This window comes from Methylobacter sp., from assembly GCF_036845245.1.
Taxonomy (GTDB): domain Bacteria; phylum Pseudomonadota; class Gammaproteobacteria; order Methylococcales; family Methylomonadaceae; genus Methylobacter_A.
The window spans coordinates 122,652-146,918 of the sequence record NZ_DAIUEH010000002.1; the positions used below are offsets into that span (position 1 = coordinate 122,652).

At 47.6% G+C, this 24,267-nt stretch carries 23 protein-coding genes; 8 read left to right on the plus strand and 15 right to left on the minus strand.

The genetic code is table 11. The features are described from left to right. Positions 1-81: 81 nt before the first annotated feature. The 5 genes from V7051_RS01535 (at position 82) to V7051_RS01555 (ending at position 5,200) form a co-directional block, all read left to right on the plus strand. Positions 82-1,482 (plus strand): cobyric acid synthase, encoded by a 1,401-nt coding sequence (locus V7051_RS01535; RefSeq protein WP_333873126.1) that lies wholly within the window; start codon positions 82-84, stop codon positions 1,480-1,482. After that, positions 1,482-2,375, plus strand: coding sequence for an adenosylcobinamide-phosphate synthase CbiB (gene cbiB / locus V7051_RS01540; RefSeq protein ID WP_333873127.1), 894 nt, complete (start codon positions 1,482-1,484; stop codon positions 2,373-2,375). Before V7051_RS01535 ends, cbiB begins: the two co-directional genes overlap by 1 nt. Next, on the plus strand, positions 2,375-2,872 hold the full coding sequence (locus V7051_RS01545; RefSeq protein WP_333873193.1) for a bifunctional adenosylcobinamide kinase/adenosylcobinamide-phosphate guanylyltransferase: 498 nt from the start codon (positions 2,375-2,377) through the stop codon (positions 2,870-2,872). Before cbiB ends, V7051_RS01545 begins: the two co-directional genes overlap by 1 nt. A 55-nt stretch (positions 2,873-2,927) precedes the next feature. After that, positions 2,928-3,953, plus strand: a complete 1,026-nt coding sequence (locus tag V7051_RS01550; protein ID WP_333873128.1) for a lytic murein transglycosylase — start codon at positions 2,928-2,930, stop codon at positions 3,951-3,953. 449 nt (positions 3,954-4,402) lie between these two features. Further along, positions 4,403-5,200 carry a hypothetical protein gene (locus V7051_RS01555; protein ID WP_333873129.1) on the plus strand — a complete coding sequence of 266 codons (798 nt, stop codon included), beginning with the start codon at positions 4,403-4,405 and terminating at the stop codon, positions 5,198-5,200. A gap of 182 nt (positions 5,201-5,382) precedes the next feature. On the opposite strand, the gene V7051_RS01560 is transcribed toward V7051_RS01555, so the two are convergent. The 4 genes from V7051_RS01560 to V7051_RS01575 all read right to left on the minus strand — a co-directional run bounded on the left by V7051_RS01560 (position 5,383) and on the right by V7051_RS01575 (position 8,453). Further along, positions 5,383-5,712, minus strand: coding sequence for a hypothetical protein (locus V7051_RS01560; RefSeq protein WP_333873130.1), 330 nt, complete (start codon positions 5,710-5,712; stop codon positions 5,383-5,385). Positions 5,713-6,272: 560 nt separating this feature from the next. Then, positions 6,273-7,442, minus strand: coding sequence for a YncE family protein (locus tag V7051_RS01565; protein ID WP_333873131.1), 1,170 nt, complete (start codon positions 7,440-7,442; stop codon positions 6,273-6,275). An 83-nt stretch (positions 7,443-7,525) separates the two neighbouring features. Next, a complete protein-coding gene (locus V7051_RS01570) occupies positions 7,526-7,798 on the minus strand; it encodes a DUF4242 domain-containing protein (RefSeq protein WP_333873132.1) in 273 nt (90 codons plus the stop codon). Between the two features lie 52 nt (positions 7,799-7,850). Further along, entirely contained in the window at positions 7,851-8,453 is a 603-nt protein-coding gene (locus tag V7051_RS01575) for a TetR/AcrR family transcriptional regulator (RefSeq protein ID WP_333873133.1), read from the minus strand. 392 nt (positions 8,454-8,845) lie between these two features. Between V7051_RS01575 and V7051_RS01580 the strand changes: the two genes are divergently transcribed. Further along, entirely contained in the window at positions 8,846-9,439 is a 594-nt protein-coding gene (locus V7051_RS01580) for a hypothetical protein (protein ID WP_333873134.1), read from the plus strand. Further along, positions 9,432-10,640 carry a (Fe-S)-binding protein gene (locus V7051_RS01585; RefSeq protein ID WP_333873135.1) on the plus strand — a complete coding sequence of 403 codons (1,209 nt, stop codon included), beginning with the start codon at positions 9,432-9,434 and terminating at the stop codon, positions 10,638-10,640. The genes V7051_RS01580 and V7051_RS01585 overlap by 8 nt, the downstream gene beginning before the upstream one ends. A gap of 45 nt (positions 10,641-10,685) precedes the next feature. Here the strand turns inward: V7051_RS01585 and speD are convergent, their stop codons facing one another. Continuing rightward, positions 10,686-11,492: an adenosylmethionine decarboxylase gene (gene speD, locus V7051_RS01590; protein ID WP_333873136.1), complete on the minus strand. Its 807-nt coding sequence runs from the start codon at positions 11,490-11,492 to the stop codon at positions 10,686-10,688. Positions 11,493-11,497: 5 nt separating this feature from the next. Beyond that, positions 11,498-11,914, minus strand: a complete 417-nt coding sequence (locus tag V7051_RS01595) for an OsmC family protein (protein ID WP_333873137.1) — start codon at positions 11,912-11,914, stop codon at positions 11,498-11,500. A 137-nt stretch (positions 11,915-12,051) separates the two neighbouring features. Here V7051_RS01595 and crp point away from each other — a divergent pair, with 137 nt between their 5' ends. After that, positions 12,052-12,708, plus strand: a complete 657-nt coding sequence (crp, locus tag V7051_RS01600) for a cAMP-activated global transcriptional regulator CRP (RefSeq protein ID WP_333873138.1) — start codon at positions 12,052-12,054, stop codon at positions 12,706-12,708. A 132-nt stretch (positions 12,709-12,840) separates the two neighbouring features. Here crp and V7051_RS01605 read toward each other — a convergent pair whose 3' ends face one another. From V7051_RS01605 to V7051_RS01645, 9 genes are all read right to left on the minus strand, one after another. After that, positions 12,841-13,722, minus strand: a complete 882-nt coding sequence (locus V7051_RS01605) for a DUF3014 domain-containing protein (RefSeq protein ID WP_333873139.1) — start codon at positions 13,720-13,722, stop codon at positions 12,841-12,843. A 399-nt stretch (positions 13,723-14,121) separates the two neighbouring features. Further along, positions 14,122-15,933, minus strand: a complete 1,812-nt coding sequence (gene typA / locus V7051_RS01610) for a translational GTPase TypA (RefSeq protein WP_333873140.1) — start codon at positions 15,931-15,933, stop codon at positions 14,122-14,124. A gap of 182 nt (positions 15,934-16,115) precedes the next feature. Then, the gene (locus V7051_RS01615) at positions 16,116-16,508 is read right to left on the minus strand and encodes a rhodanese-like domain-containing protein (RefSeq protein WP_333873141.1); all 393 of its coding nucleotides are present in this window, start codon (positions 16,506-16,508) and stop codon (positions 16,116-16,118) included. Positions 16,509-16,874: 366 nt separating this feature from the next. Further along, the gene (locus V7051_RS01620; protein ID WP_333873142.1) at positions 16,875-17,783 is read right to left on the minus strand and encodes a LysR family transcriptional regulator; all 909 of its coding nucleotides are present in this window, start codon (positions 17,781-17,783) and stop codon (positions 16,875-16,877) included. 186 nt (positions 17,784-17,969) lie between these two features. Then, positions 17,970-19,949: a polysaccharide biosynthesis protein gene (locus V7051_RS01625; protein WP_333873143.1), complete on the minus strand. Its 1,980-nt coding sequence runs from the start codon at positions 19,947-19,949 to the stop codon at positions 17,970-17,972. Next, the gene (locus tag V7051_RS01630) at positions 19,946-20,983 is read right to left on the minus strand and encodes an MraY family glycosyltransferase (protein WP_333873144.1); all 1,038 of its coding nucleotides are present in this window, start codon (positions 20,981-20,983) and stop codon (positions 19,946-19,948) included. The genes V7051_RS01625 and V7051_RS01630 overlap by 4 nt, the downstream gene beginning before the upstream one ends. A gap of 163 nt (positions 20,984-21,146) precedes the next feature. Continuing rightward, on the minus strand, positions 21,147-22,133 hold the full coding sequence (locus V7051_RS01635; RefSeq protein WP_333873145.1) for a UDP-glucose 4-epimerase family protein: 987 nt from the start codon (positions 22,131-22,133) through the stop codon (positions 21,147-21,149). After that, positions 22,123-23,259 (minus strand): non-hydrolyzing UDP-N-acetylglucosamine 2-epimerase, encoded by a 1,137-nt coding sequence (wecB, locus tag V7051_RS01640; protein WP_333873146.1) that lies wholly within the window; start codon positions 23,257-23,259, stop codon positions 22,123-22,125. The genes V7051_RS01635 and wecB overlap by 11 nt, the downstream gene beginning before the upstream one ends. Beyond that, positions 23,252-24,262, minus strand: coding sequence for a polysaccharide biosynthesis protein (locus tag V7051_RS01645; RefSeq protein WP_333873147.1), 1,011 nt, complete (start codon positions 24,260-24,262; stop codon positions 23,252-23,254). The genes wecB and V7051_RS01645 overlap by 8 nt, the downstream gene beginning before the upstream one ends. Positions 24,263-24,267: the final 5 nt, after the last annotated feature.

The following is a 24,267-nucleotide window of genomic DNA, read 5'->3' on the forward strand; positions in this document are numbered from 1 at the left end:
GAGCACGAAGTTTTATATTTTTTTCTTCGTGTCCTTCGTGTCTTCGTGGTGCAAAGCTCTTCTCATTTAACAAAACTATCAATGAAACCATTAGCCGTATTCGGCACCAGTTCAGATGCCGGAAAAACTACGCTGGTCATGGCCTTGTGCCGGATTTTTGCCGATCAAGGCTTGAAAGTCGCGCCATTTAAAGCGCAAAATGTGTCCAATAATTCTGCGGTTACCAAAGAAGGCCGGGAGATTTCCAGGGCGCAATGTCTGCAAGCGGAAGCCGCGCGCGTCGAGCCGAGCTACCTGTTCAACCCGGTGCTGCTTAAATCGCACGGCAACGGTTCGGTGCAGGTGATTGTTAACGGGCTTGTTTATCAAAACCAGTCGATTGCGGCTTATTATGCTGAAATCGACAACTTGAAACAGCAGGTCAAGCAGGCCTTTTCATTGTTACAGCAGGACTATGACCTGGTGGTTGCGGAAGGCGCGGGCTCGCCGGTCGAGTTGAATTTGCTGAACAAGGATTTGTCCAATACCTTTGTCGCCAATAGCTTTAATACCAAAAATATCCTGGTCGCGGACATTGAGCGCGGCGGCGTGTTTGCGTCGATTTACGGTACGCTGGAGCTGATGGACCCGGTTATGCGTAGCAATCTGATCGGCGTGGTGATCAATAAATTTCGCGGCGACCGGCGTTTCTTCGACGAAGGCGAAAAAATCATCGCCGAGCGCTTCGGCGTGCCGGTTTTAGGTGTGCTGCCGTTTAAACCGTTGAATATCGACATGGAAGACTCCCAGTCGCTACGCAATTACCAGCAACGCCTGGACGAAGCCAAAATCCGCATCGCGGTAATCGCCTATCCGGGCCTGAGCAATTATAACGATCTCGATGTGTTGATGGCCGATCCCGAGCTTTATGTCGAATTGATCCACGCCTACCGCCCACTGGAAAGCTTCGATATGGTGCTGCTGCCGGGCAGCAAAACCGTGATTCACGATTTGCAATGGCTGAAAAATCAGGGCTTGTTCGAGCAGATTTTGCAATTCAACAAGCCGGTGTTCGGCATCTGCGGTGGCTATCAAATGCTGTGCCGGACTTTGCACGATCCCGATGCGATTGAACATGAAATCGCCATTGTCGAAACAGGCCTTGGTTTTATTGACGATGAGGTGCTTTATCAAAGCCCTAAAATCCTTGCACGTGGGCAGTATCAGCTATTTTCATACACCGGCATCATCGGCTATGAAATCCATTGCGGCCGTATGGACAAGTACCCGCTGTATTGTCAGAGCAATCAAAGCTCCGGGACCCATGTGCATGGTGTGTTCGATCATGAGGCGTTTCGCACCGGTTATTTTAAAGCCATCAATCCGCAGTATCGGGGCTATACCTATGCCGATTATCGCGAGGCCGAAATTCAGGGCTTTGCCGATATGGTCGCGGAAAATCTGGATATTACCGCCATTTTGCAAGCGCTACAGGCGAGCTGATGTTTTTTGAATTAGCGGCTTTTGCCTATCTTTTCGATATGCTTTTTGGCGAATTTCCCTGCAAACATCCGGTGGTGCTAATGGGGGACTTTATCTCTGCGTTTGAACGGCGGTTTTATGACAACCACATTTTTCCCGGCGCATTATTGGTGATTGGCTTAATTACGCTGGCTTTATTGATCAGCGTCACCCTGGTTTATCTGTGCGGCCTTTTGCCAAGCCGGCTGTCGCTGATAGTTTTGGCGATGTTTGCTTCCACCGGCCTGGCGATGAATATGCTGCATGAAAGCGTCGCCGCATTGTTGACTGCCGAGCAACCCAAGCAGGCCTTAAGCTATCTGGTCAGCCGCGACACCCAAAACATGACCGAAACCGAAATCTATAAAGCCGGATTGGAAACCTGGGCGGAAAATCTCAGCGACGGCGTGATCGCGCCGCTGTTTTACCTACTGTTGCTCGGATTGCCGGGGATTGCGGTTTATAAAGCCATCAACACCATGGATTCGATGATTGCCTATAAAACCGGGCGCTATTTTTATTTCGGCAAAACGGCGGCGATAGTGGATGATATTGCCAATTACATTCCTGCACGGCTGACCGCGTTGCTGATTGTGTTATTGGCAGAAGACAAACAACGCGCCTGGCAATGCTTATTGCGGGATGGCAATAAACTGGAAAGCCCCAATGCCGGTTACCCCATCGCGGCAATGGCTGGCGCCTTGGGCGTTGCGCTGGGCGGCGATGCCAGTTATCACGGCAAAATCAAACATAAACCGACGCTGGGCTTGCCGATCAACCCGGTCGATCAATCTACTTTAGCCCAAGCATTGCAAATGAAAACAGGCATTAATCTGATCGTTCTAAGTCTTTTGACAGCCGGAGCCTTGCTGTGATGAAAACACTGTTCATAGGCGGCATCAAAAGCGGCAAGTCCCGGCTGGCGGAGGCCTATATTTTAGAGCAAGCGCCAGCCGCCAAGCCTTATTATCTGGCGACTACCGAGTTCTTTGATGACGAGATGCGGGCGCGAATCCTGATTCATCAACAACGCCGCCAAGATTTATTTGTCACTATCGAAGAACCCGTTAAACTGTTCGATGTATTGCAAAAATGCCAAGGACCGGTATTGGTTGAATGCGTATCGATGTGGCTGAACAACCAGCTTTATCACCAAATTCCCGAAACGGAAATTTTGCAAGAACTGGAGGCAGTGCTACAGTTATCTTGCGACATCGTATTAGTGCATAACGAAGTCGGGTTGAGCATCATTCCCGACAACCGCCTGGCCCGACAATTTGTCGACCTGTCAGGCAAAGCCGCCCAATTAATGGGCCAGCATTGCGACCACGTATTTTTTTGCAGTGCCGGCTTAAAGATAAAAATGAAGTAAAGCTCGTAATAAAGAACAATTCCCTAGATGAATATATTTAACTAAAGAGATAACAGTGAACAACACAAGCTATAAACGCTTATTAAAACTGGCTTTAACACTGGCCCTTGCCGGATGCGCGAACAATCCGGCAGTCAAGACCGACGCACCCTATCAAAACAGCACCGCTATCCCCGATCATATTTCTAATAATGTCCCTGAATATCAAACTCAGGACTTAACGACAGGGACTTACAGCAACAGGCTGCCGGTAAAAAACTTTATCCGGCATATGGTGCAGGAACACAAATTTTCGGAAAGCTTTTTAAACAGCCTGTTCGCCCAAGCCAAGCGCCTGGATTATGTGATTCGCCTGGAAAACCCGCCGCCATACCAGGGCCCTAAACCCGGCGTGCCCAAGGTCGGAGGCTGGACGCGCTACCGCCAGCAATTTCTTACCGAAGCGCATATCAATAATGGCGCCGTGTTTTGGAGCAACAATGCCGATACCATCCAAAAAGCCAGCGCCGCTTACGGTGTTGACCCGGAATATATCGTTGCGATTATCGGTGTGGAAACTTTCTTCGGCCGCAATGTCGGCAAAACGCGTATTCTCGATGCGCTGACGACATTGGCATTCGATACCCAGCGGCGCGCCAAGTTTTTTACTGCGGAACTGGAAAACTTCTTATTGATGACCCGCGAGGAAGACTACGATCCGCTGCAACCGGTCGGCTCGTGGGCCGGGGCAATGGGCCTCGGTCAATTCATGCCCAGCAGTTTCCGCACCTTGGCGGTCGATTTCAACAACGACGGGCATCGCAACCTGTGGGACCAGTGCGATGCGATCGGCAGCGTAGCGCATTATTTCTCGCGTAATGGCTGGCAAAACAGTATGCCGGTAGCCAATCAAACCAAAAGCTTCAGCAACGGATCGACTATTGAGCTGAGCTTGAATAAAGGTAGTGAATACTGGCACGTTCATCCCAATTTTAAAGTGATCAAGAAATACAATAACAGCGATAAGTATGCGATGGCTGTGCATCAATTGGCGCAGGCCATTAAGCAGCGCCATATGATGACGGTTGCGAGTAACAAGTAAAACGGCTCGGATTCGCTGACGTTGTTGCAGAAGTAATTGCGAGAATCTGGGTGGGTCCAGTCGCCCAATCCACTCCCATCATTTTTCTGGTTCCCAAGCTCCAGCTCTCGTCGTTATACACAAGTGTCTGGGTGACAACGTCATCCCGGCAGGGATTGCCGGGATCCAGAAGCCATGAATGGGCAATGTCCAAGCTGGCAGTAAGTCATGCAACGCGGGAATTGCCTAATGACGAGCATTCACATCCCTGTGCTCTGGATTCCGGCAATCCCTGCCGGAATGACGTGCTTTTATAGACTTGTGTATAACGACGAGAGTTCCAGCTTGGGAACCAGCGTGAAAAACATCGGCATTTGTAAATGGTAACGAGTATACTCAGCCGCAAAGACAAAAAACTCAACCCATCCATTTTCTCTCCACTTTTTTCAATTTTAACAAGGAGAATTTCAATGCGTTTACTCAATATTTTTTACTTAGCAATAGCGGCCGTTTTGTTATCAATCGGTTCCTCCTTTGCGGAATCGATTGATAACAATTCTAACGACAGCTATCCGACTTACCAGAACAGAATCCTGACGATTCCACGCATTGATACGTCTGATCAACCTGGAAATTTCCTGAGTGCGGTATTTAAAAATAACGAACAAGGCATCTGGGAGCTGCTGAGTTTTAAAACAGCAAATCGATACCCATTGCAAAAAGCCCCGATAACGGAAGTTAAACTCATCGTCACGGATTCTTTTCCCATCCAGGTGTTTTTAAACGTTAAAGGTTGGATAGGAGGCTGCCTTACTTTAGGACAAATTAATCAAAGACTTATTGCTAATCGCTTTGAAGTTACTGTCCATGCCGAAAACCCTGATGTGCCACCGAACACTTTTATCTGTACGGCTAATGTAAGCGCTTTTGATAAAAATATTCCTTTGTCCGTTTATGACTTGGCAGCCGGAAGTTACGAATACAGTATTAACGGTGGCGATTATACCGGCACCTTTACATTAACCAAGGATAACAGGTTTGCCACGAATAATATTCTTCCCCTGGGTGGATGCATCGTCTCAGGATGCAGCGGACAGCTCTGCGTCGAGGCGTCCGGCGAAGGCATCGCAACGACCTGCGAGTATCGGGAGGAGTATGCCTGTTACAAGACGGCGGCTTGCGAAAGGCAATCTTCCGGCCAGTGCGGCTGGACTGAAACGCCTGGACTCGCGCAATGTTTAGTTGAGAAGCGAAAACTGAATCCTTAGGATCACAGGCAAGCTTCAACGCCGCTTCACGTTACGCTTTCTAATTGAGGGCTGTGAGAAGCTAAGCTTCCGGGACAGAGTTCCCAAGCAGGAAGCGGGAAAAATAGCATAGGATGTGTGAACGCAGTGCAGCGCATCTTTCGCGAGCAATGCTGTTCCTATCGTCACCGCATCCTACGGCCCTATCCGTGCCATTGATTTACAGATACCGAAAACTGGATTCGTGAAACGGCCTCCTCAGCCGTTTTAATTTTTCCACCAAGATCAACTTCTACGACCGCCAGTTTAACCTTGGCACCACCTTTTCCCTCATCCTCCATTCGAGATGTTATTGCAACGTCGAAATGAATACCATTCCCCTGATCCTGGCTTTTTCCAGGGGAAAGCAAATAAAGCTTAGGCAAATCCGTTCCATCGTCTTTTTTTCGATTTGGTGCTAATTCTTCATTGGCAGACTTGATTCCATTGGATATTTGAACCAACGCCTCCTTTATGAACACATCGAGTTCCATTTTTTTCTCCTAAATTGCATATAACGATGAGCATAACCGGACACAAAAGGCGGAGCGCCGCACAGCTTTTTGTGGTCCGTGTTTATGCGTTTGTTAGCACGGCTGTAAAAGCACACAGCGAGCTATTCAGCAATCCGAAAACTGTATTTTTGCTTTTCATTATATTCAACGATCTTATCTTCCACTGCGCACTGCCATGCCTCAGAAAAATACTCTTCTTCGGTTACTTCAGAATTCAGGCTTCCTTGATTGATTTTGTAGCGAGCAATAACTTTGCCCGTACTCTACTCAATAATTTCTATTTCCATGGCTTTTCTCCTTCTTGTGTTTAGGTGCTAACTAATGATTATATAGTTTCAGTACATCATCCCAGATTACGAAATATTAGACAATAAACTCAGTCGCTAATCCGCAATATTTAACTGTATATCATCCCTATCTGGATTATATACCGCCTCTTTTTTGCCTCAAAAAAACAAGAAAAACTCCGTACTCTCCGTACCCTTAGTGGTGAATGCAAGGCGCGCGCAGCGCGCCCTACCAAAAAACCGCAACGTATTCTAATGCGCGGTATCATGATGCCACTTCGGCATCATGATAATGCAGTTAGGATTAAGCCCCTGCTTCTTGAACGTATCGATAGTCGCTTTAACTTCCAGCTTTTTCAAATCGACGACAGTGATCGAACCGTCGCTCATGTCCGGCAGGTTTATAAAGCTGTTTTGCACGATTGCGTAATGCTCGTCCGGGGTGATCACGACATGATGCGCGCCGCCCGCGGTCGGGATCGCTTTGATCAACGACGGCTTTTGCTTGTCAGTGATGTCGAAGATGTTGAAATAACCGGGATTCGCGGTGGTGATGTACATACGGTCGTTTTCGTCGTTGAAATAGATTTCCAGCGGTACGCCTTGCTTGACCGAATTGAAATCAAACACTTGCTGAAAATCGAAGTTTTTGTCGGCCGCGTTCCAGGTGCCGGTCCACACTTCGCCGCCGAACATCGTGTTGATGTAAGCCAGCGGAGGGTACGAACCGGGCAGGAAGACCGCTTCGACCGGGGATACGCCGGACGGGGACGGTTTGTCGGTCAGTTTATGGCTGGACAACACTTTGCCGGTGGACGCTTCGATGACAGTGACGGTTTCGCCGGCGTCTTTCAAATCCGGGCTGACCGTGCTGGTAATGATGATGCGGTCGATGTCGTCATTGAGGGTGATGCCGTGCGGATAACGGACGAACGCGTCTTTTTCGTTCGCTGCAATCACTTTGATCTGTTTGTCGGTTTGCGCATCGCCGACGATCACGTTGCTGGAGCCCATGCAGGTCATAAACCAAGTTTTATTGTCCTTGGAGAACACCACGTCCTCGGCGACTTTACAGTCTGGCATGTCGATTTTTTTAGGGCGGTACGGCACATGTGTCATGTCCATCACGTGCAGCGCGCCGTTGCCCAGCGAAGTGATATAGGCTTTGCTAAGGTCTTTGTTATAGAAGATATGATGGGCGACCAAATCGTCCGGCAGCGGGATGTCGTTCAGGATTTTGCCGAAACTTTTCGATGCCGGGTCGACATCGATTATCGCGATGCCTTCGCGTCTTGGCGTTTGGCCTGGCTTGCTTTCGTAATTGGCCATGGCCAGTATTTGCGCCTGTGCCGTTAAAGGGCTCAGCAGCGCTGTGCACGCCAGCACGGAGCAGATGGCTTTTATTATATTTTTTGTTTTCATCGTAGTACCTCTGATTTGATAAGTTAACCGACGGTCGCCCGCACCTAGGCGACCGGCCGATATACTGCGGGTAGGCTAACGGATCATTCCCCAGTGGTAGGGTCAATCATGGATCTGATTTGGGAAATACGGTTGGCCGGAAATCCGCCTTTTTCGGCATGCTCTCTAACCATTTCTTCATCCGGTGCAATATAGACGCAATAGACTTTGTCGTCGGTCACGTAGCTTTCCACCCACTGGATTTTGGGCCCCATTTCATTAAGAATGCCGCATGATTTCTGCGAGATGTCTTGTAACTCGCGATAGGCTAATGAGCCTGCACCTGGGATTTCGCGTTCGATAATATATTTTGGCATCTGTGTCTCCTGGTTGATTGTAAAAATAATGGGGCGGATTTTTAAAGCGCGATCAAGATTTCGCTTTAAAAAAATCCCCTAACAAATCCTGACAACACTGTGTTAGCGGTGCCGATGATTTTTCGATTTTCATCCTTAATAAAGCTCCCTGCCAGGTATTCACCAGCAGGTCGGCCATGTCTTCAGCCGATTTGTCGGTTCTTATCGTGCCTTGTTGCTGTGCTTTGGCCAGGCCCGACTGCAATAAATCGCGATAACGGTTAAGGGCGGATTGCAGGGATTTTTGGCAAATATCGCTGGTATCGCCGATTTCACCCATTAAATTTCCCAGCAGGCAGCCGCCTTTGAAGTTAGCTTTCTCAAGATCGGCAATGCCTTCATTAAAATAACGCTTTAATGCACCGAGCGCGTCATCTTCAGACTGCTGCAAATGCCCGGTCAATTGTTTAATAAACGGTTCGATATAGTGCTGGATGACTTCCGCACCAAAATTTTCTTTGCTGCCGAAGTAATTATAAAAAGAGCCTTTTGGAATTTGCACCGCATCCAGGATCTCTTTCAGTCCGGTGCCGTGATAACCCTGCTCCATAAGCAAGGCAACACCCTGATTTAACAGGTTTTCGCGGTTTATTTGTTTTTTTGTGGCTTCAATCATGGCGGAATAATACGACCGGTTGTCTTATTTTGTCAAAAGGTTTTATATTGAAAGAATTTCAAGGCTCAACTTAAAACTGATAATTAGTCCACTAAAGACGCGAAAAACACGAAAAGCCCAAATGATGAATGGGTAGCATACTGGCTTTATTTTGTGTCTTTCGTGCTTTTCGTGGACCGACTGTTTTTTCTAAGATCAAAGAGAAAGACGATTTAGTTTGAAGCCTGTTTTTTACCTTTCGATTTTATATTACGCCCTTCATGCCATCGACAGCTTAACATTTCATTGAATGTTGTTGTGGACCGAACAATTTCCAGCACCAACAAATTCAAGCTCCATGGGCATCAGGGTTTGGTATCATAGACAATTAAATCCACTTTACAGGAAACAACATGGGAAACCAGGTTGAACGCGAACAATTACAGTCTGACCTTATCCTGCCCTGGGTCATTGTCGGCATGATGCTGGTGATGCTGACAGCTTATATCATCATTTGTCAGGTCATGGGCGAGCAACTGCAACAACCGCTGCAGGAAGACCGACGGGTAATGATTAGATCGATATTTTATGTTATTGCCATTGTGACTTTTCCGCTGACCAACCTGATCCGGCATATTCAGCTTCGGCTGAATCAAACCATGCCAAGCTCCCACGCAACGCAAGGAGCAGTTGCCGACGACTGCATGGATGCAGGAGGTACGACCCCAAGGACGGGGGAGGTAGAATTGCGTCTGGAACAGCAATCGAGAGCAACGCAGGGAGCAGTTGCCGAGGCAAAAAGCCGCTATCTGGTGACTATCATCGTTTCGATGTCGTTGGTTGAAGTTGTCGGGATTTTCGGCCTGCTCATGTTTGTTTTTGGCGATGGTTTTAACACCCTATATATATTTACCGGACTATCGGCGCTGGGACTATTTTTATACCGGCCGAAGATCGATGAATACTCGGAAATAATTGACGCAATCGCTGCACAAAAACATGAATAACTTATTAGCCGACGCTGATCTCTGCGTTAAATGCGGTTTATGCTTGCCGCACTGCCCCACCTACAATAAAACCCAAAACGAAAACGAATCGCCCCGTGGCCGCATCGCGTTAATTCAAGCTTGGGCGGGCGGGCACTTGGAAACGTCAAAAAAGCTGGTCGAGCATATCGATAACTGCCTATTATGCCGCTCCTGTGAACGGGCTTGTCCTGCGGTAGTGCCTTATGGGCAACTGATTAATGATTTTCGTGAACAAATAAAGGGCGAACGGGATTCTACGCTGGCGGTGTCGCTACTCAAAAGAGTGTCCCACAATAAAACCGCCGGTCGTCTGGCGCAATCGGGTTTAAAGCTTTATCAAACCACTGCTTTGCAAAAAACGGCGCGCTTCCTAAAGTTACCCGAATTATTAAGACTCGATAAAATCGATCGCCTGTTGCCCGATTATCATGAATCAATATCGTTGGCACCGCATTATCCGGCAACTACCGAAGTAAAGGGCAATGTAGGCTTGTTTGTGGGCTGCATGGGTTCATTGCTGGATCATGAGACCGTCAAGGCCGCGATCAAGGTGTTAACTACAGCGGGATTTAATGTATCCATTCCCGAACGGCAAACCTGTTGCGGTGCGTTGGATTTGCATGACGGCGATAATCAAACCTACGGTCAGTTGGCTGCAAGCAATTGCAGCGCCTTTGCAGATAGTAACTTGGATGCGATAGTGACTATCGCCAGCGGTTGCGGCAGCCAGATGCAGGAATATCAACAGGCCGAATTTGCCGGCAAGGTGGTTGATATCAGCCAGTTCTTAATCAAATCAGGTTGTGATTTCAGCACTCAACTGACGCCATTGGCCGCATCGGTGTGTCTGCATACGCCGTGCTCGTTAAAAAATGTCATGCGCGAAGAACAAGGAGCGGTAAAGCTGCTGCAACAAATTCCTGATATTAAAATGACGCCACTGCCGGCGGCAATTCAATGCTGCGGTTCGGCAGGCAGCTATATGTTGGATCATCCGCTTATGGCGCAAGCGTTGTTAAATGATTTATTGGGAGCCGCTTTAGAACATCGGCCAGAGTATCTGGTCAGCTCCAACATCGGCTGTGCCCTGCATATATCGGCGGGACTCAGAGAACGGGGGATAACGTTGGAAGTGCTTCATCCAATTGTTTTAATCGCCCGGCAATTAAAACTCGGCTAAACGAGTCGGAACGATTGAGGGCGACCGAAAGTCGCCCTCACCGAATCAAGCTTTAACTTCTTCATAACGCTGACGGTAATTGTGACCATAAAAAATTTCGGTCACTTCCTTATGCAGCTTACTTTCTATCTCCGCTTTTTGCTCGGCGGACAAGTCGCATTCCTTTTCGAACAAATAGTTTTCCAGCTCGGTTTGCTTGAGCATCATTTTGGTGTGGAAAATGTTTTCCTGATACACATTCACATCAATCATCTGGTAACTTTCTTGCGTATCCAGCGCAATGTAGTCCTGAATAGAGGTGATTTTGTGATCGATATAATGCTTTCTACCTGAAATGTCGCGGGTAAAGCCGCGCACTTTATAATCCATGGTCACCACATCGGATTCAAAGCTGTGAATCAGGTAATTGAGCGCTTTCAGCGGCGAAATCCGGCCGCAGGTCGAAACGTCAATATCGGCGCGAAAGGTGCTGATACCGTTATCGGGATGACTCTCAGGATACGTATGCACCGTAATGTGGCTTTTATCCAGATGCGCCAACACCGTTTCAGGCAAAGGACCGGGCGATTGGCTGTTCATGCTCGGCGGCGGCGGCGCTTCGCCCTCGGAAATCAGCATCGTAACGCTGGCGCCTTGCGGCTCATAGTCCTGACGGGCAATATTAAGAACTTGCGCGCCAATAATTTCCGCAACATCCTTAAGGATCTGGGTCAGCTTATCGGCGTTATAAGCTTCATCAATATACTCAATATAAGCCTGCTGTTGTTCGGCCGGTGCGTAACAGATGTCATAGATATTGAAACTGAGCGACTTTGTTAAATTGTTAAAGCCGTGTAATTGCAATTTATTCAAAATAGTTAAACCTCGATAACTTCAAAATCATGGGTGATTTCCACCGCTTTGCTTAGCATTATGGATGCAGAGCAATATTTCTCTGCGGATAGTTTTACCGCTCTTTCAACAGCCGAGGTCTTTAGATCATGGCCGGTGACGATAAAATGCAGATGAATCTTGCTAAATACGCTCGGGACTGCATCGACCCGTTCGGCGGTGACCTCAGCCACACATTTAACAATATCGTTTCTGCCTTTTTGTAAAATATGCACCACATCAAAAGATGAACAACCGCCTACGCCAAGTAAAAGCATTTCCATCGGACGCATGCCTATATTACGACCACCGTGGTCTGGAGGACCATCCATAACTACAGCATGTCCACTGCCGGTTTCGCCGACGAACATCACGCCATCGACCCATTTAACTGTTACTTGCATTTTTTTTCCCGGTTAAAAATGACGCATAGGGTAGCATAAAAACACTTATTGCCAGAGCAACAATGTTGATTTTTTTGTTAAAATCCTGCATTGTAAGTTAAATCACCTACAGCACTGATAACAAATAAATTGTTGCTATGACACTTAAAATCCAAGAAAACTATAATAAAGAAGCACTGGAGCATTTTTTACATTTTTGCCATACCAAAAAATATCCCGCCAAGACTACTATTATTCGGCCTGGCGATACAGGAGACCGATTATATTTTATCATAAAAGGATCGGTCAGTGTTTGCGTGGAAGACGCCGACGGCGGGCATGAACTGATTCTCGCTTACTTAAATAAAAATGAATTCATCGGTGAAATCGGCATTTTTAAATCGGCTGAAATACGAAAAGTCAGCGTTAAAACACGTGGCGAGTGTCAATTGGCTGAAATAAGCTATGACCGATTCCGTCAAGTCTTGAAAAAAGAACTTATGGAACATGGACATGACATACTATTCATGATTGGCGAACAATTGTCGTCACGATTATTAAATACCAGCCGTAATTTACGTGATCTGGCGTTTATGGATGTAGAAGGACGCATTGCCCGCACCTTACTGGACCTGTGTAAAAGTCCCGAAGCAATAACGCACCCTGACGGTATGCAACTGCATATATCCAGACAGGAAATCGGCCGCATGGTCAGCTGCTCAAGAGAAATGGCCGGGCGCGTTTTAAAAGAACTGGAAAATAAAAAACTGATTACTGCACGCGGCAAAACGATTGTAGTGTTTGGTACAAGATAGCGCCTGGAGATAATACCCTCCACTCAAGAGTGCAAACTCCATTAAAGATGGTTCCAGACCTAAATGCTCTTCGCATGAATGTATCCCTGGCTCGTATCGGGACGGTCGACCATACGGCGTAACCGTTCAACCCTATTCTTTTAAATTAACCAAACCCTCAGCAAACAAGCGTAATTTATTTTGGATAATACGGGTATTATCAGGTCCCATTCGCAGCATCTGTTTATGTATCGGATTTAATGCCTCAAGCTGTGGATCGGCAAATTTATACTGTATCGAATGCCGTTCCAATGCAATTTGTCCGTCTTTAACAGGTGCCGCAAGAATTACCGCCGCCGCTTTTGTAAAAATATCGTCCAGACCATACTCATTCGGATAACTGAACTCGCTAAAAACCTGCATCAATAACGGCCTGAATTTTTTATACACTGCCAGCGTTGCCTGTACATCCAGCTTATTAATTGCCGCGGTCAGCCGGTCGTAACGCTGATAACTTTTAGGGGAGATAAACAAGCCCCCATTATCCTGATCGACTGCAAACGGCTGGTCCAGCTCAAGAAAGCGCAAATGTTTTTCAAGTCGCAACCCTTGCGAAAAATCGTTGGCAATAACAACATATTTCCTGATCAGCTGGTCAGTATTCAGCCAGCCTGCAAGCATTGGAGAAATACCGCTCATTTCCTCCCGCAATAGCGTATCGCTATGATCAAGATCGGGCAAAATAACCGAAGTATCCTGATGTGGCTCTACAGTAGAGCCGGCCCCTGTTACAGGAGTAGCTTCTGTCGCAGGCGCTCCGTCTAGCGCTTTACTGATCGATAGAGGATCGACTGCTCCCGTCTCTTTGGCCCCGGAAGGAAGCACCAAGATTCGTGTTTCAGGTTCTGTTACCGCGTTGCTTTGCAGATACTTAAAATAAAACCATGCACCTCCCGCCAAAGCAATCAAAATAACCCCCGCTGAGATCACGCCTCCGCCAACTTTTTTATCTTTAACCTGACCGTATCGATTCATCTGTAAAACCTCCTGCGTATAGTTCGACTCGATTATATACCTATGTAAATAGGCTCGTTATGCGTGTAAGGATAAAAAGTTCGCCGGAAACCAACCTGATTTGATGGATTTTGGATGCTAAACACTATTAATCTATAAATGGATGCAGGAGCTGAAAAGGACAAAACCGAAAGCCTTGAGGAACGTTTGCAGCAGGATGAAGACCAACTGAATTCTTAGGTTTATGAATTGGATTTGCCTAAAGGGAATTCAGGCTGATTTGGTATTCAACACTACCTTTACAATCAAAGGCAGACATAAAGGGTGAGCCGATCGGACACCCTTGTTTACTGATATTTTTTAAACAAGATAATTATTGGCTTGCCCGATTAGGCAAGCCAATAACACTACCTCTTTGTCTTATCCTTTAGACGCTCTCTTACGTTCATTTTCAGTTAACAGCTTCTTGCGTAAACGTATTGATTTTGGCGTGACTTCAACCAACTCATCCTCAGCAATAAATTCCAACGCTTGCTCTAGCGTCATTTTTTGAATTCTTGCCAGCACCAAGCTTTCATCCGTACCCGATGCGCGGACGTTAGTCAGCGGTTTAGGCTTGGTCGGATTAACTGTCAAATCATTGGTGCGGGAATGCAGGCCGACTAACATGCCTTCATAGACTTCATCGCCATTGACCAACAATAACTCGCCACGCTCTTGTAGCGGATGCAGCGAATAGGTAACGGCTTTGCCCGCAACCATTGAAATCATCACGCCGCGTGAACGATTGCCCACTTCACCGGCTTTCATCGGGCCGTAATGGTCAAATACATGGTAAAGCAAACCGGAACCGGAAGTGGCCGTCATAAACTCGGTTTGGAAACCGATCAAACCACGTGACGGCATCATATATTCCAGACGAATACGTCCCTTGCCGTCAGGAACCATATTGGTCAGGTCGCCTTTACGCTCGCCCAATTTTTCCATGATCGTACCTTGGTGGATTTCTTCCACTTCAATGGTGACCATTTCAAACGGTTCGCACTTTTTGCCATCAATCTCTTTAAGAATAACTTCAGGACGCGATACACCCATTTCAAAACCTTCGCGGCGCATGTTTTCAATCAAAACCGACAAATGCAACTCACCACGACCTGATACTTTGAATTTATCCGGGTCTCCGGTGTCTTCAACTTTTAGCGCGACGTTATGTTGCAATTCTTTGTCTAACCGGTCGCGAATTTGGCGTGTCGTGACAAATTTGCCTTCGCGTCCTGCAAACGGCGAGTTATTGACCTGAAAAGTCATGGTAACCGTCGGCTCATCGACTGACAGCGGCGTCATGGCTTCTACGGCATCGGGATGGCAAATCGTGTCCGATATTTCCAGCTTTTCAATACCGGCAAAAGCAATAATATCGCCGGCGCGAGCCTCTTGAACTTCAACGCGATCCAAACCATGAAAGCCGTAGACTTGCAGCATACGACCTTTACGCTCGACACCTTCCCGGTTAACGATAACCAACGGCATATTGGGCTTTATAGTGCCGCGCTGAATCCGACCGATACCGATAACGCCGGTGTAAGTGTTGTAATCCAGGCTGGAAACCTGCATCTGGAAAGGACCGTCCATATCAACGGGTGGAGGACTTACTTTGGAAACAATCGTCTCAAACAGCGGGGTCATATCGCCGCCGGTGACAGTGTGCTCTAAACCGGCATAACCATTGATTGCCGACGCAAATACAATAGGAAAATCCAGTTGTTCATCAGTTGCGCCCAAACGGTCGAATAAATCGAAAGTTTGATCGACAACCCAGTCCGGACGCGCACCTGGGCGGTCGATTTTATTGATAACCACAATCGGCTTTAAGCCCAAAGCAAACGCTTTTTGGGTCACAAATCGGGTTTGCGGCATTGGGCCGTCCACCGCATCGACCAGCAGCAATACCGAATCCACCATCGACAATACCCGCTCCACTTCGCCACCAAAGTCGGCATGGCCTGGGGTGTCAACGATATTGATATGGTAGCCGTTCCAATCCAGCGCCGTATTTTTGGCCAGAATGGTGATGCCACGCTCTTTTTCAATATCGTTGGAGTCCATAATGCGCTCAGTCACTTTAGTATGAGCGGCAAACGTGCCAGACTGTTGCAATAACTTATCAACCAGGGTCGTTTTACCATGGTCAACGTGGGCAATAATTGCAATGTTTCTTAATTTTTCGATCACTTTTATGGTCTCTAAGGTTTAATAAATAAATGTAGAATGCGTTGTACGCATTCTTTTAAGCATGATGAGTGCGAAATGCACCCTAATAGGTTAATTGCGGGGAAAGAAAGGACGACATGCCGTCATGACTGCTGTTTAGATTTTGTTGGACGCACCCTGCTTGGTCCAATTTGGATATAAGATTAACTCTGCTCCCAAGGCAAGCCCTGAAAACGCCAGCCGCCAAGATTGCCCCGATGCTTATGCTCATCCAAGGCACCTTCAAAACCGTCAACAATATTAATCAACAACTGATAACCGGCTTCTTCAAGCGCTTTTGCAGCATCCAGCGAACGTTGGCCGCTGCGGCAAAGTAATAAAACCGGCGCATTGCGATCATTTACGATTTTTTTAACTTCGGCAACAAACTGCGGATTAACCTGCCAATCAGGAGCCTCCTTCCAGGGAATTGATATCGCACCAGGAGGGTGTCCTACGAAGGAATGTTCAACTTTTGTTCTTACATCCACCAATACCGCATCGGAATTATTTTGTAATAAATCCCATGACTGTTGCGGACCTAAATTTTCTATCATTGTTTAAATCTCTATCTGCGTTTTTGACGCTTTCGACAAGCACTTCCTGCGTTGCTCTACCTCCGCCTCCATGCGTCAGGGCTATTAATCTGCGTAAAAGCCGAATAAATCAGCAATCTATCCGTTTTATGGTTGCCTATTATCTCATCCCCTAAGCCACGGTCAAGAAACCAACTCGTGACAATGCCATCAGCAATCCGACTATCAATGGTTTTTCTTGGAAACCATTGATGTTCAGCCCTTGCTTACAAGGGGGATAGGTAAGTGCTTGAGTAAAAGCGAAAGCTTTGTCGGCTATGTATAACTCGTTATATAACCCATCGCTACGGTCAAAAATCAGGCAACCGCCGCCGAAATGTCCAGCTATTATTCCGTTCCAGGCCGACTAACCCGATGCTCCAGCCATTCTTGTAAAAAATCCATAAACCCCCTGACTTTGGCTGATAAATATTTTCGATGCGGATAGACCGCATGAACGTCCAAAGGCGGCGAAGTGTAATCTTCCAGGACCACTTTCAGCCGACCCTTTTCAATATCCCTGCCGACAATATAAGTGGGCAGCATCACCAATCCCAAACCGTTCAGTGCGGCGATTCGTATCGGATCCGCAACATTGGCCTGCATCCGCCCTGAAACGGTTATCCCGGTATAACCGGCTTCGCCTTTGAACAGCCATTTATTCCTCGGCGCAATAGCCCAATTAACCAGGCAGCTGTGATCTTCCAAGTCTTCCGGAATCTGGGGAATGCCATGTTGCGCAAAATATTCGGGCGACCCGCACACAACCAGCGACGAACTGGCTAATTTCCGGGCGAACATACTTGTATCATCCAGTGCGCCTAAAGAAATAGCCAGATCAATCCCTTCATCGATCAAATCGCCGGGGCTGCTCTGCAAAATCATCTCGACAGTCAGATCTGGATGTATTTTCAAAAACTCAGACACGGCGCTGGCGATATGCGTCGCACCGATGACCGGCGGCGCACTGATGCGTAAAACCCCTCTGGGCTCAGTCTGCAAATGCGTTACCGCGGCTTCCATTTCCTCAACCTCAAGCAACACTTGCTGGCATCGTTCCAGATAGGATGCGCCTACGTCGGTCAGGCTCAAGCTGCGCGTAGTCCGGTTGAATAATCGTGTACCCAGCACACCCTCAAGATGCATGATATGTTTGGTTGCCATGGCTCTGGAAATATCCAGGTCACGCGCACCACCAGCAAAGCTTCCGGCCTTTGCCACGCGAACGAAAACGTTCATGCTGGTTAATTTATCCATTTGCTTCTCTCTTTAAATCCGGAAAAGGATGACTGACGGTCACTACTTTCTATACTCAATAGTTTGGATTGCAAAACATGGCTTAATTTAACGAAACCAATTGTTTCTTATAATTAAAATAATAAATACATTATACGTTATATTGTATCCAACAAATATGCTTTCATAATGACGACATCAATCGCTTCATCCATTCACAAGCCGTTTATCTTCTTTCCACAACACGTCTTCAATTTCGCACTGCGGAACAAAACCGGTAACCGCATCGGCCAGAATGTCCCTGACCCGCTCAAAATCATCGTTTTCTGTTGCCTGTTCCAATGTCGCCAGCATTTTCTCCAGCTCGCTCCACGAAATGACATGCTCTTGTGCGCGCATAATTCTTGCGTGATCGGTTTTTGAAACATTATCGCCAATCAATAGCTCTTCATAAAGCTTTTCTCCAGGCCTTAAGCCGGTATAGCTAATCTCGATATCACCGTCAGGATGATCCGCATCCTTGATTTCAAGGCCACTCAAATGGATCATTCTCTTGGCTAAATCGACAATACGAATAGGCTCGCCCATATCCAGTACAAACACATCGCCGCCATGGCCCATGGCACCGGCCTGAATAACCAGCTGCGACGCTTCCGGTATGGTCATAAAATAGCGGATTATTCTTTCATCAGTGACCGTTACCGGCCCGCCTCTTGCGATCTGCTCTTTAAACAATGGCACGACGGACCCGGAAGATCCTAATACATTACCAAATCGCACCATGGTAAAACGCGTTTTGGCATTATTATCCGCATCCAAACTGAGCGCCTGTAAAATCAATTCGGCAAAGCGCTTGGTCGCGCCCATGGTGTTAGTCGGCCTGACCGCCTTATCCGTTGAAATCAGCACAAAGGTTTCAACTTCCGCTTTTATCGCTGCCTGTGCCGTATATAAAGTGCCGAAGATATTGTTCCAGATCGCTTCGCCCGGATTTCTTTCGACCATCGGCACATGCTTATAAGCTGCCGCATGATAGATTGTTTGTACCTTAAAAGTATTGCATACTTTTTCGCAACGCTTAGCGTTCGTGACCGAACCTAAGACAGCAATAAGCTTTATTTCCCCGTCATTGTTTATCTCGCCTGGAATGGCAAGGCGTTTGGCTAATAAATGATGCAGCTCTTTTTCTATCGCATAAAGCGCAAATTCGCTTATTTCAAAAAGAATCAACGTACTCGGCTGCAAGCGGATTATCTGTCGGCAAAGCTCGGAACCGATAGAACCGCCGGCCCCGGTTACCATCACCACTTTCCCGGCAATATTGGCATGCAGAAGCGACTGGTCCGGCGCCACGGCATCGCGCCCCAAAAGATCGGCAATATCGACCTCCTGTAGCGCATCAACGGTGACTTTGCCTTGAGCAATGTCAGACAAGCCGGGCATAGACATTACGTGAACGGCAAAAGGCTCTAACAAACGGATAATCTCGCTTTTACGCGCCCGGTTAGCCGACGGCATGGCCAGCAGAATATCCGAGACCTGGTGCCTTTCTATCAAGTACCTCAAGGAACTGAGCGGATAAATCCGAAGACCATTGACCTTTTGTTTTTGCAACAACACGTCATCATCAATGAAAGCGATAGGCCTGAATTCGCGCCCATAGCTTAATGCGGACGCCAACTGTACACCGGCATTGCCCGCGCCATAAATCACCACATTTTTTTTGCTGTGACTTTTTGCCCCCCGTCCTCCGCCCAAGTTTAAATAAACCTCGCCCAGCCACCATCGCGCAAAAAACCGGCTGCTGCCGACCAGCAGCATGATATTAAGCCAGTTTAGCGGTAACACGGTCCGGGGAACGCCCTTGATGCCTGACTCATACAAGACAAAAGCAAAAACCAGCGCATAAAGCGTAGTCGCCTGAATAATGGTCCACAACGCCCTGACTTCTATATAACGAATAATTGCACGATATAAACCCAGCTTAATAAAAATGGGTACTGCAATGATTGGTGCCGCTGCAAATAGATACCACTCATCCCCTTTAGGGATATATAGCCATCCCCAACGCAAAGAAAGAGCAGCCCAAAGGGCAAATACGGCAAAAACTATATCCGCACTAATCAGGATAAAAGCTTTCTTTTGCCGTGACAGAAGAATAAACCAAGTCCGCGCATTTGATCTCATGACGCGTCCTGCTTGGCTTGAGCCTGCGAATCACCTGCCTTATAACGATATGCCAACAACAATAACGGCAAATACGCCACCATCAGCCCGATAATACCGTCCAGCTTATCCAGCGCAACCAGGCTTGCAACAGGCGTCAACCAGAAAACATTAATGGCGCAGACTGCCCATGTAACAGGCCGATGAGCGCCCAAAATGCGAGATGCGTATTGATAAGCATGGCTACGATGCGCCTCATAAAACTTCTCTCCCCGCAATACGCGGCGGGACAAGGTAACGGTTGCATCAACAATAAACACGCCCAGCAAAATCAGCCAGACCCATAATAACCGGGATTCAATCCACGCCGCTTGCAGTGAAAGCAGCGCCAACATAATCCCCAGGAAACCGCTGCCCGCATCGCCCATAAAAATACGGGCCGGCGGAAAGTTCCAAAAAAGAAATCCCAGAACCGCTGTAGCCAAAAAAACCGGCAGCATCCAAGCGGTTGAATCCGGGGCAACAAGCCAAACCAGCAAAGCGCCGCCGCAACAGGCCGTAATCGCCTCAATGCCGGCAATGCCGTCAATGCCGTCCATGAAATTGTACAAATTAAGTAGCCAAACTATATAAACCGTCGCGCACACATAACCAAACCATCCCAAATCCAGCATGTGTCCAAAAACTGAGAGGGGGGGGAAACCACCAAGCCAATAAAGCCCCCAAGCTGCCGCCCCAAAATGCACCAATAAACGCCAGCGCGCGGCAATATGCCCGTGATCATCCAAAAAACCGGTTACCGCAACAGCGCTTCCAGCGCCCCATAAAGCCCAGCATGCAGCAGAAGAAAGCAAATCAAACAGGTTTAAAATGGGAATAATAACTAAAAATGCCACCACAATAGCAACGCCGCCGCCGCGAGGTGTTGGCACCGAGTGCGAGCTGCGTTCGTTAGGAATATCGATTAAGTTCTTCGCCAAGGCATACCGATACAAAAAGCCGGTGAGCGCCCAAGACACGGCACCCATTAGCAAAAGAAACCACCAAAAAATCATTTATACCTCTGTTAATAATTAACGACGCATGAACAGTTACCGAAGCGAAAATCCCCCGATAATGTAGACGTTTATTGGAGATGGATGCCAACCACCTTTTCCGGCAGGAAATCATCAGAATGAACAAACCGAATTAACTTGAATAGTACCGGAATTAAACAGTCTATGATTTTTGAAGAAAATCCGCTGCGGTTTTCTTTAAAGCATCATCCACACTCACAGGAGGCTGCCAGCCCAGCAAATCGCATGTTTTACTAATATCAACTTGAAGCGAATTACATAAACGCCGAGCCATATCTTGCTTACCCAACAACATCGCGCCTGTTTTTAATACCCAGATAGGAACGGGGAGTAGTTTGACAGGCTTATTCAATGCTTCGCCCAAACGTAGCAGCAATTCGGTAGTAGACATATCCTTGCCGTCACTGGCCAAAAATATCTGGTTCGCAGCTGCCGGATGATCAATGCAGGTTACGATCAAATCAACCAGATTATCCAATGCAACAAAACTGCGCTTATTATGAATCGCGCCCAAAGGTAACGGAACCCCCTTCTCCAGCCAATACATGATACTGTGGAAATTGGCTTTCACGCCTGGCCCGTAAACCAGAGGCGGACGAATAATCACCACTTCCATGCCGGTATCATAAGCCAACTGCCGTAACGCATCTTCCGCTTCAAACTTCGAAATACCATAAGGATCAACCGGTGCAGGCTGATCTTCGGCCGTATAAGGCCGCCCCAATAAGGTACCTTCGCCGTTCACCTTGATCGAACTGATAAAAATGAATCGCTGTACACCTGCTTCAGCGGCCTGCAAAGCAAGATTCCAGGCACCGTCAACATTGACCCTGCGCAGCTCGTCCAGCGAATCGGCCGTTTTATCTTTCATGACATGCACGCGTGCGGCGAGATGAACGACCACATTGATACCCTGCAATGCCTGCGTCCAGTCCGTTTCACCGTCTAAAACGCCGATTGGCACAGTCTCAATATTTTCGAGCGGTAAACTCTCAACGCGCGCCAAACGCATTGCGGCACGAACTGATTGCCCTTGCCTGAGCAACTCGGCACAAAGTGGTTTACCTACAAAACCATTGGCGCCTGTGATGAGTACAGAATGGGAATATCGACTGATATTAATTTGCATAAGGCTTTGACCATACTACCCTATTGATATAATCCACGTAACTTGCCACAACCCTTACGATCTGTGTCGAAACATGAGGATTTTCATAATCCGCAATCGGTAAAACCGCGCTTGCTGTTTTTTGATATTGAGAAGTTACAATCTCGACAGCTTCGATCACCCGGTTTTTTTTCAAGCCGCTCATAATCAAAGTACCGGCATCCATCCCTTCAGGACGCTCATGGGCATTACGAAGAGTAATCGCGCATAAATTCAACAAAGACGTTTCTTCGGTAATGGTTCCGCTATCGGAAAGAATGCAAAATGCCTCCATCTGTAATTTGATGTAATCAAAAAAGCCGAACGGCTTGGCAAAAATAATGCGCTGATCCATAGTCGACATATCAAGCTCTTCCAGACGCTTGCGCGTTCTCGGGTGGGTGGAAACCAGGATCGGAAAGTTATATTTCGCAGCAAGCGCATTCAGCGTGTCCAACAAATCCTTCAAAGCCTCGGGCGAATCGACATTCTCCTCCCGATGAACACTGACCAGGAAAAATTTCCCGGCTTGCAAAGACAGGCGGGAAACAACATCGGATAGCGAAATTTTCGGCAAATAATAATCCACCACCTCGCGCATATGCGAACCGGTCTTGATAATGGTTTCAGGCCTGATGCCTTCCGCAATCAAATAACGCCGTGCATGCTCGGTTAATACCAGGTTAATATCAGACAAATGATCCAATACCTTGCGGTTTAATTCTTCCGGAACGCGTTGATCGAAGCACCTGTTGCCCGCTTCCATATGGAATACAGGAATTTTGCGACGTTTTGCAGCGATGACTGCCAGACAGGAATTGGTATCGCCATACAGCAACACCGCATCCGGCTGCTCTCGCTCCATCACTTCGTCAGATTTTTGAATGACTTGGGCAATAGTTTGGGCGACATTCTCCCCAACGGCTTCCAAAAAGTAATCGGGCTTGCGGATTTCCAGATCTTCAAAAAAAATCTGGTTCAATTCATAATCGTAATTCTGTCCGGTATGCACCAGGATATGCTGCATGTTCCGGTCGAGCGCCACTATTACCCGGCTCATTTTGATAAGTTCGGGGCGCGTCCCGACAATGGTCATAACCTTAAGCACGATCTATCTCCTGAATAAAATCCAAACTCCGCAACAAAGACTTCACTTGCTCGACATTCAAACGTTCGGTATTGTGAGAGGTGTAATCGTCCAGGCCGGAAATTCTTTCCTCGCCGTCACTGAAATATTTCGCATAGTTCAGGTCGCGATTGTCCGCAGGAATGCGGTAATAGCTGCCTTTGTCTTCAGCACGCGCCATCTCTTCCCGCGAAATAAGCGATTCAAAAAGTTTCTCGCCGTGCCGCGTACCAATAATTCGGGGCGCTTCCTTTCCGTCGAATATTTCTATCAGGGCTTGCGCCAAATCCGCAACAGTCGATGCCGGCGACTTTTGTACAAAGATATCGCCCTGCTGACCATGCTCATAAGCATAAAGCACCAAATTCACCGAATCCTCCAGCGACATTAGAAAGCGCGTCATATTCGGATCAGTCACCGTCAGCGGCTTACCTTCTTTCAGTTGTGAGATAAACAACGGGATGACCGATCCACGGGAAGCCATCACATTGCCGTAACGTGTCGCACAGAAAACAGTTTCGCCTTCGCGCTGCATCCGTGCCTTCGCAACCAGCAGCTTCTCAGCCATAGCTTTAGAAATGCCCATCGCGTTGATCGGATACACCGCTTTGTCGGTACTCAGCAGTATGACCCGCTTGACGCCATTGGCGGTGGCTGCATCCATTACATGTTCGGTGCCGATTACGTTGGTGCGCACCGCCTCCATCGGATAGAACTCGCATGACGGAACCTGCTTCAGCGCCGCCGCATGAAACACATAATCCACGCCTTTCATGGCCTGGAAAACGCTGTCGTAGTTGCGGACGTCGCCAATGTAGAACTTCAGCTTGTCGTTATTCAGCGCAATGCGCATTTCCTCCTGCTTCTTCTCATCGCGGCTGAAGATGCGAATCTCGCGCACATCTGTCGCCAGGAAGCGTTTAAGAACTGCGTTACCAAATGAGCCTGTCCCGCCGGTAATCAATAAGACTTTATCATTAAACATATTCG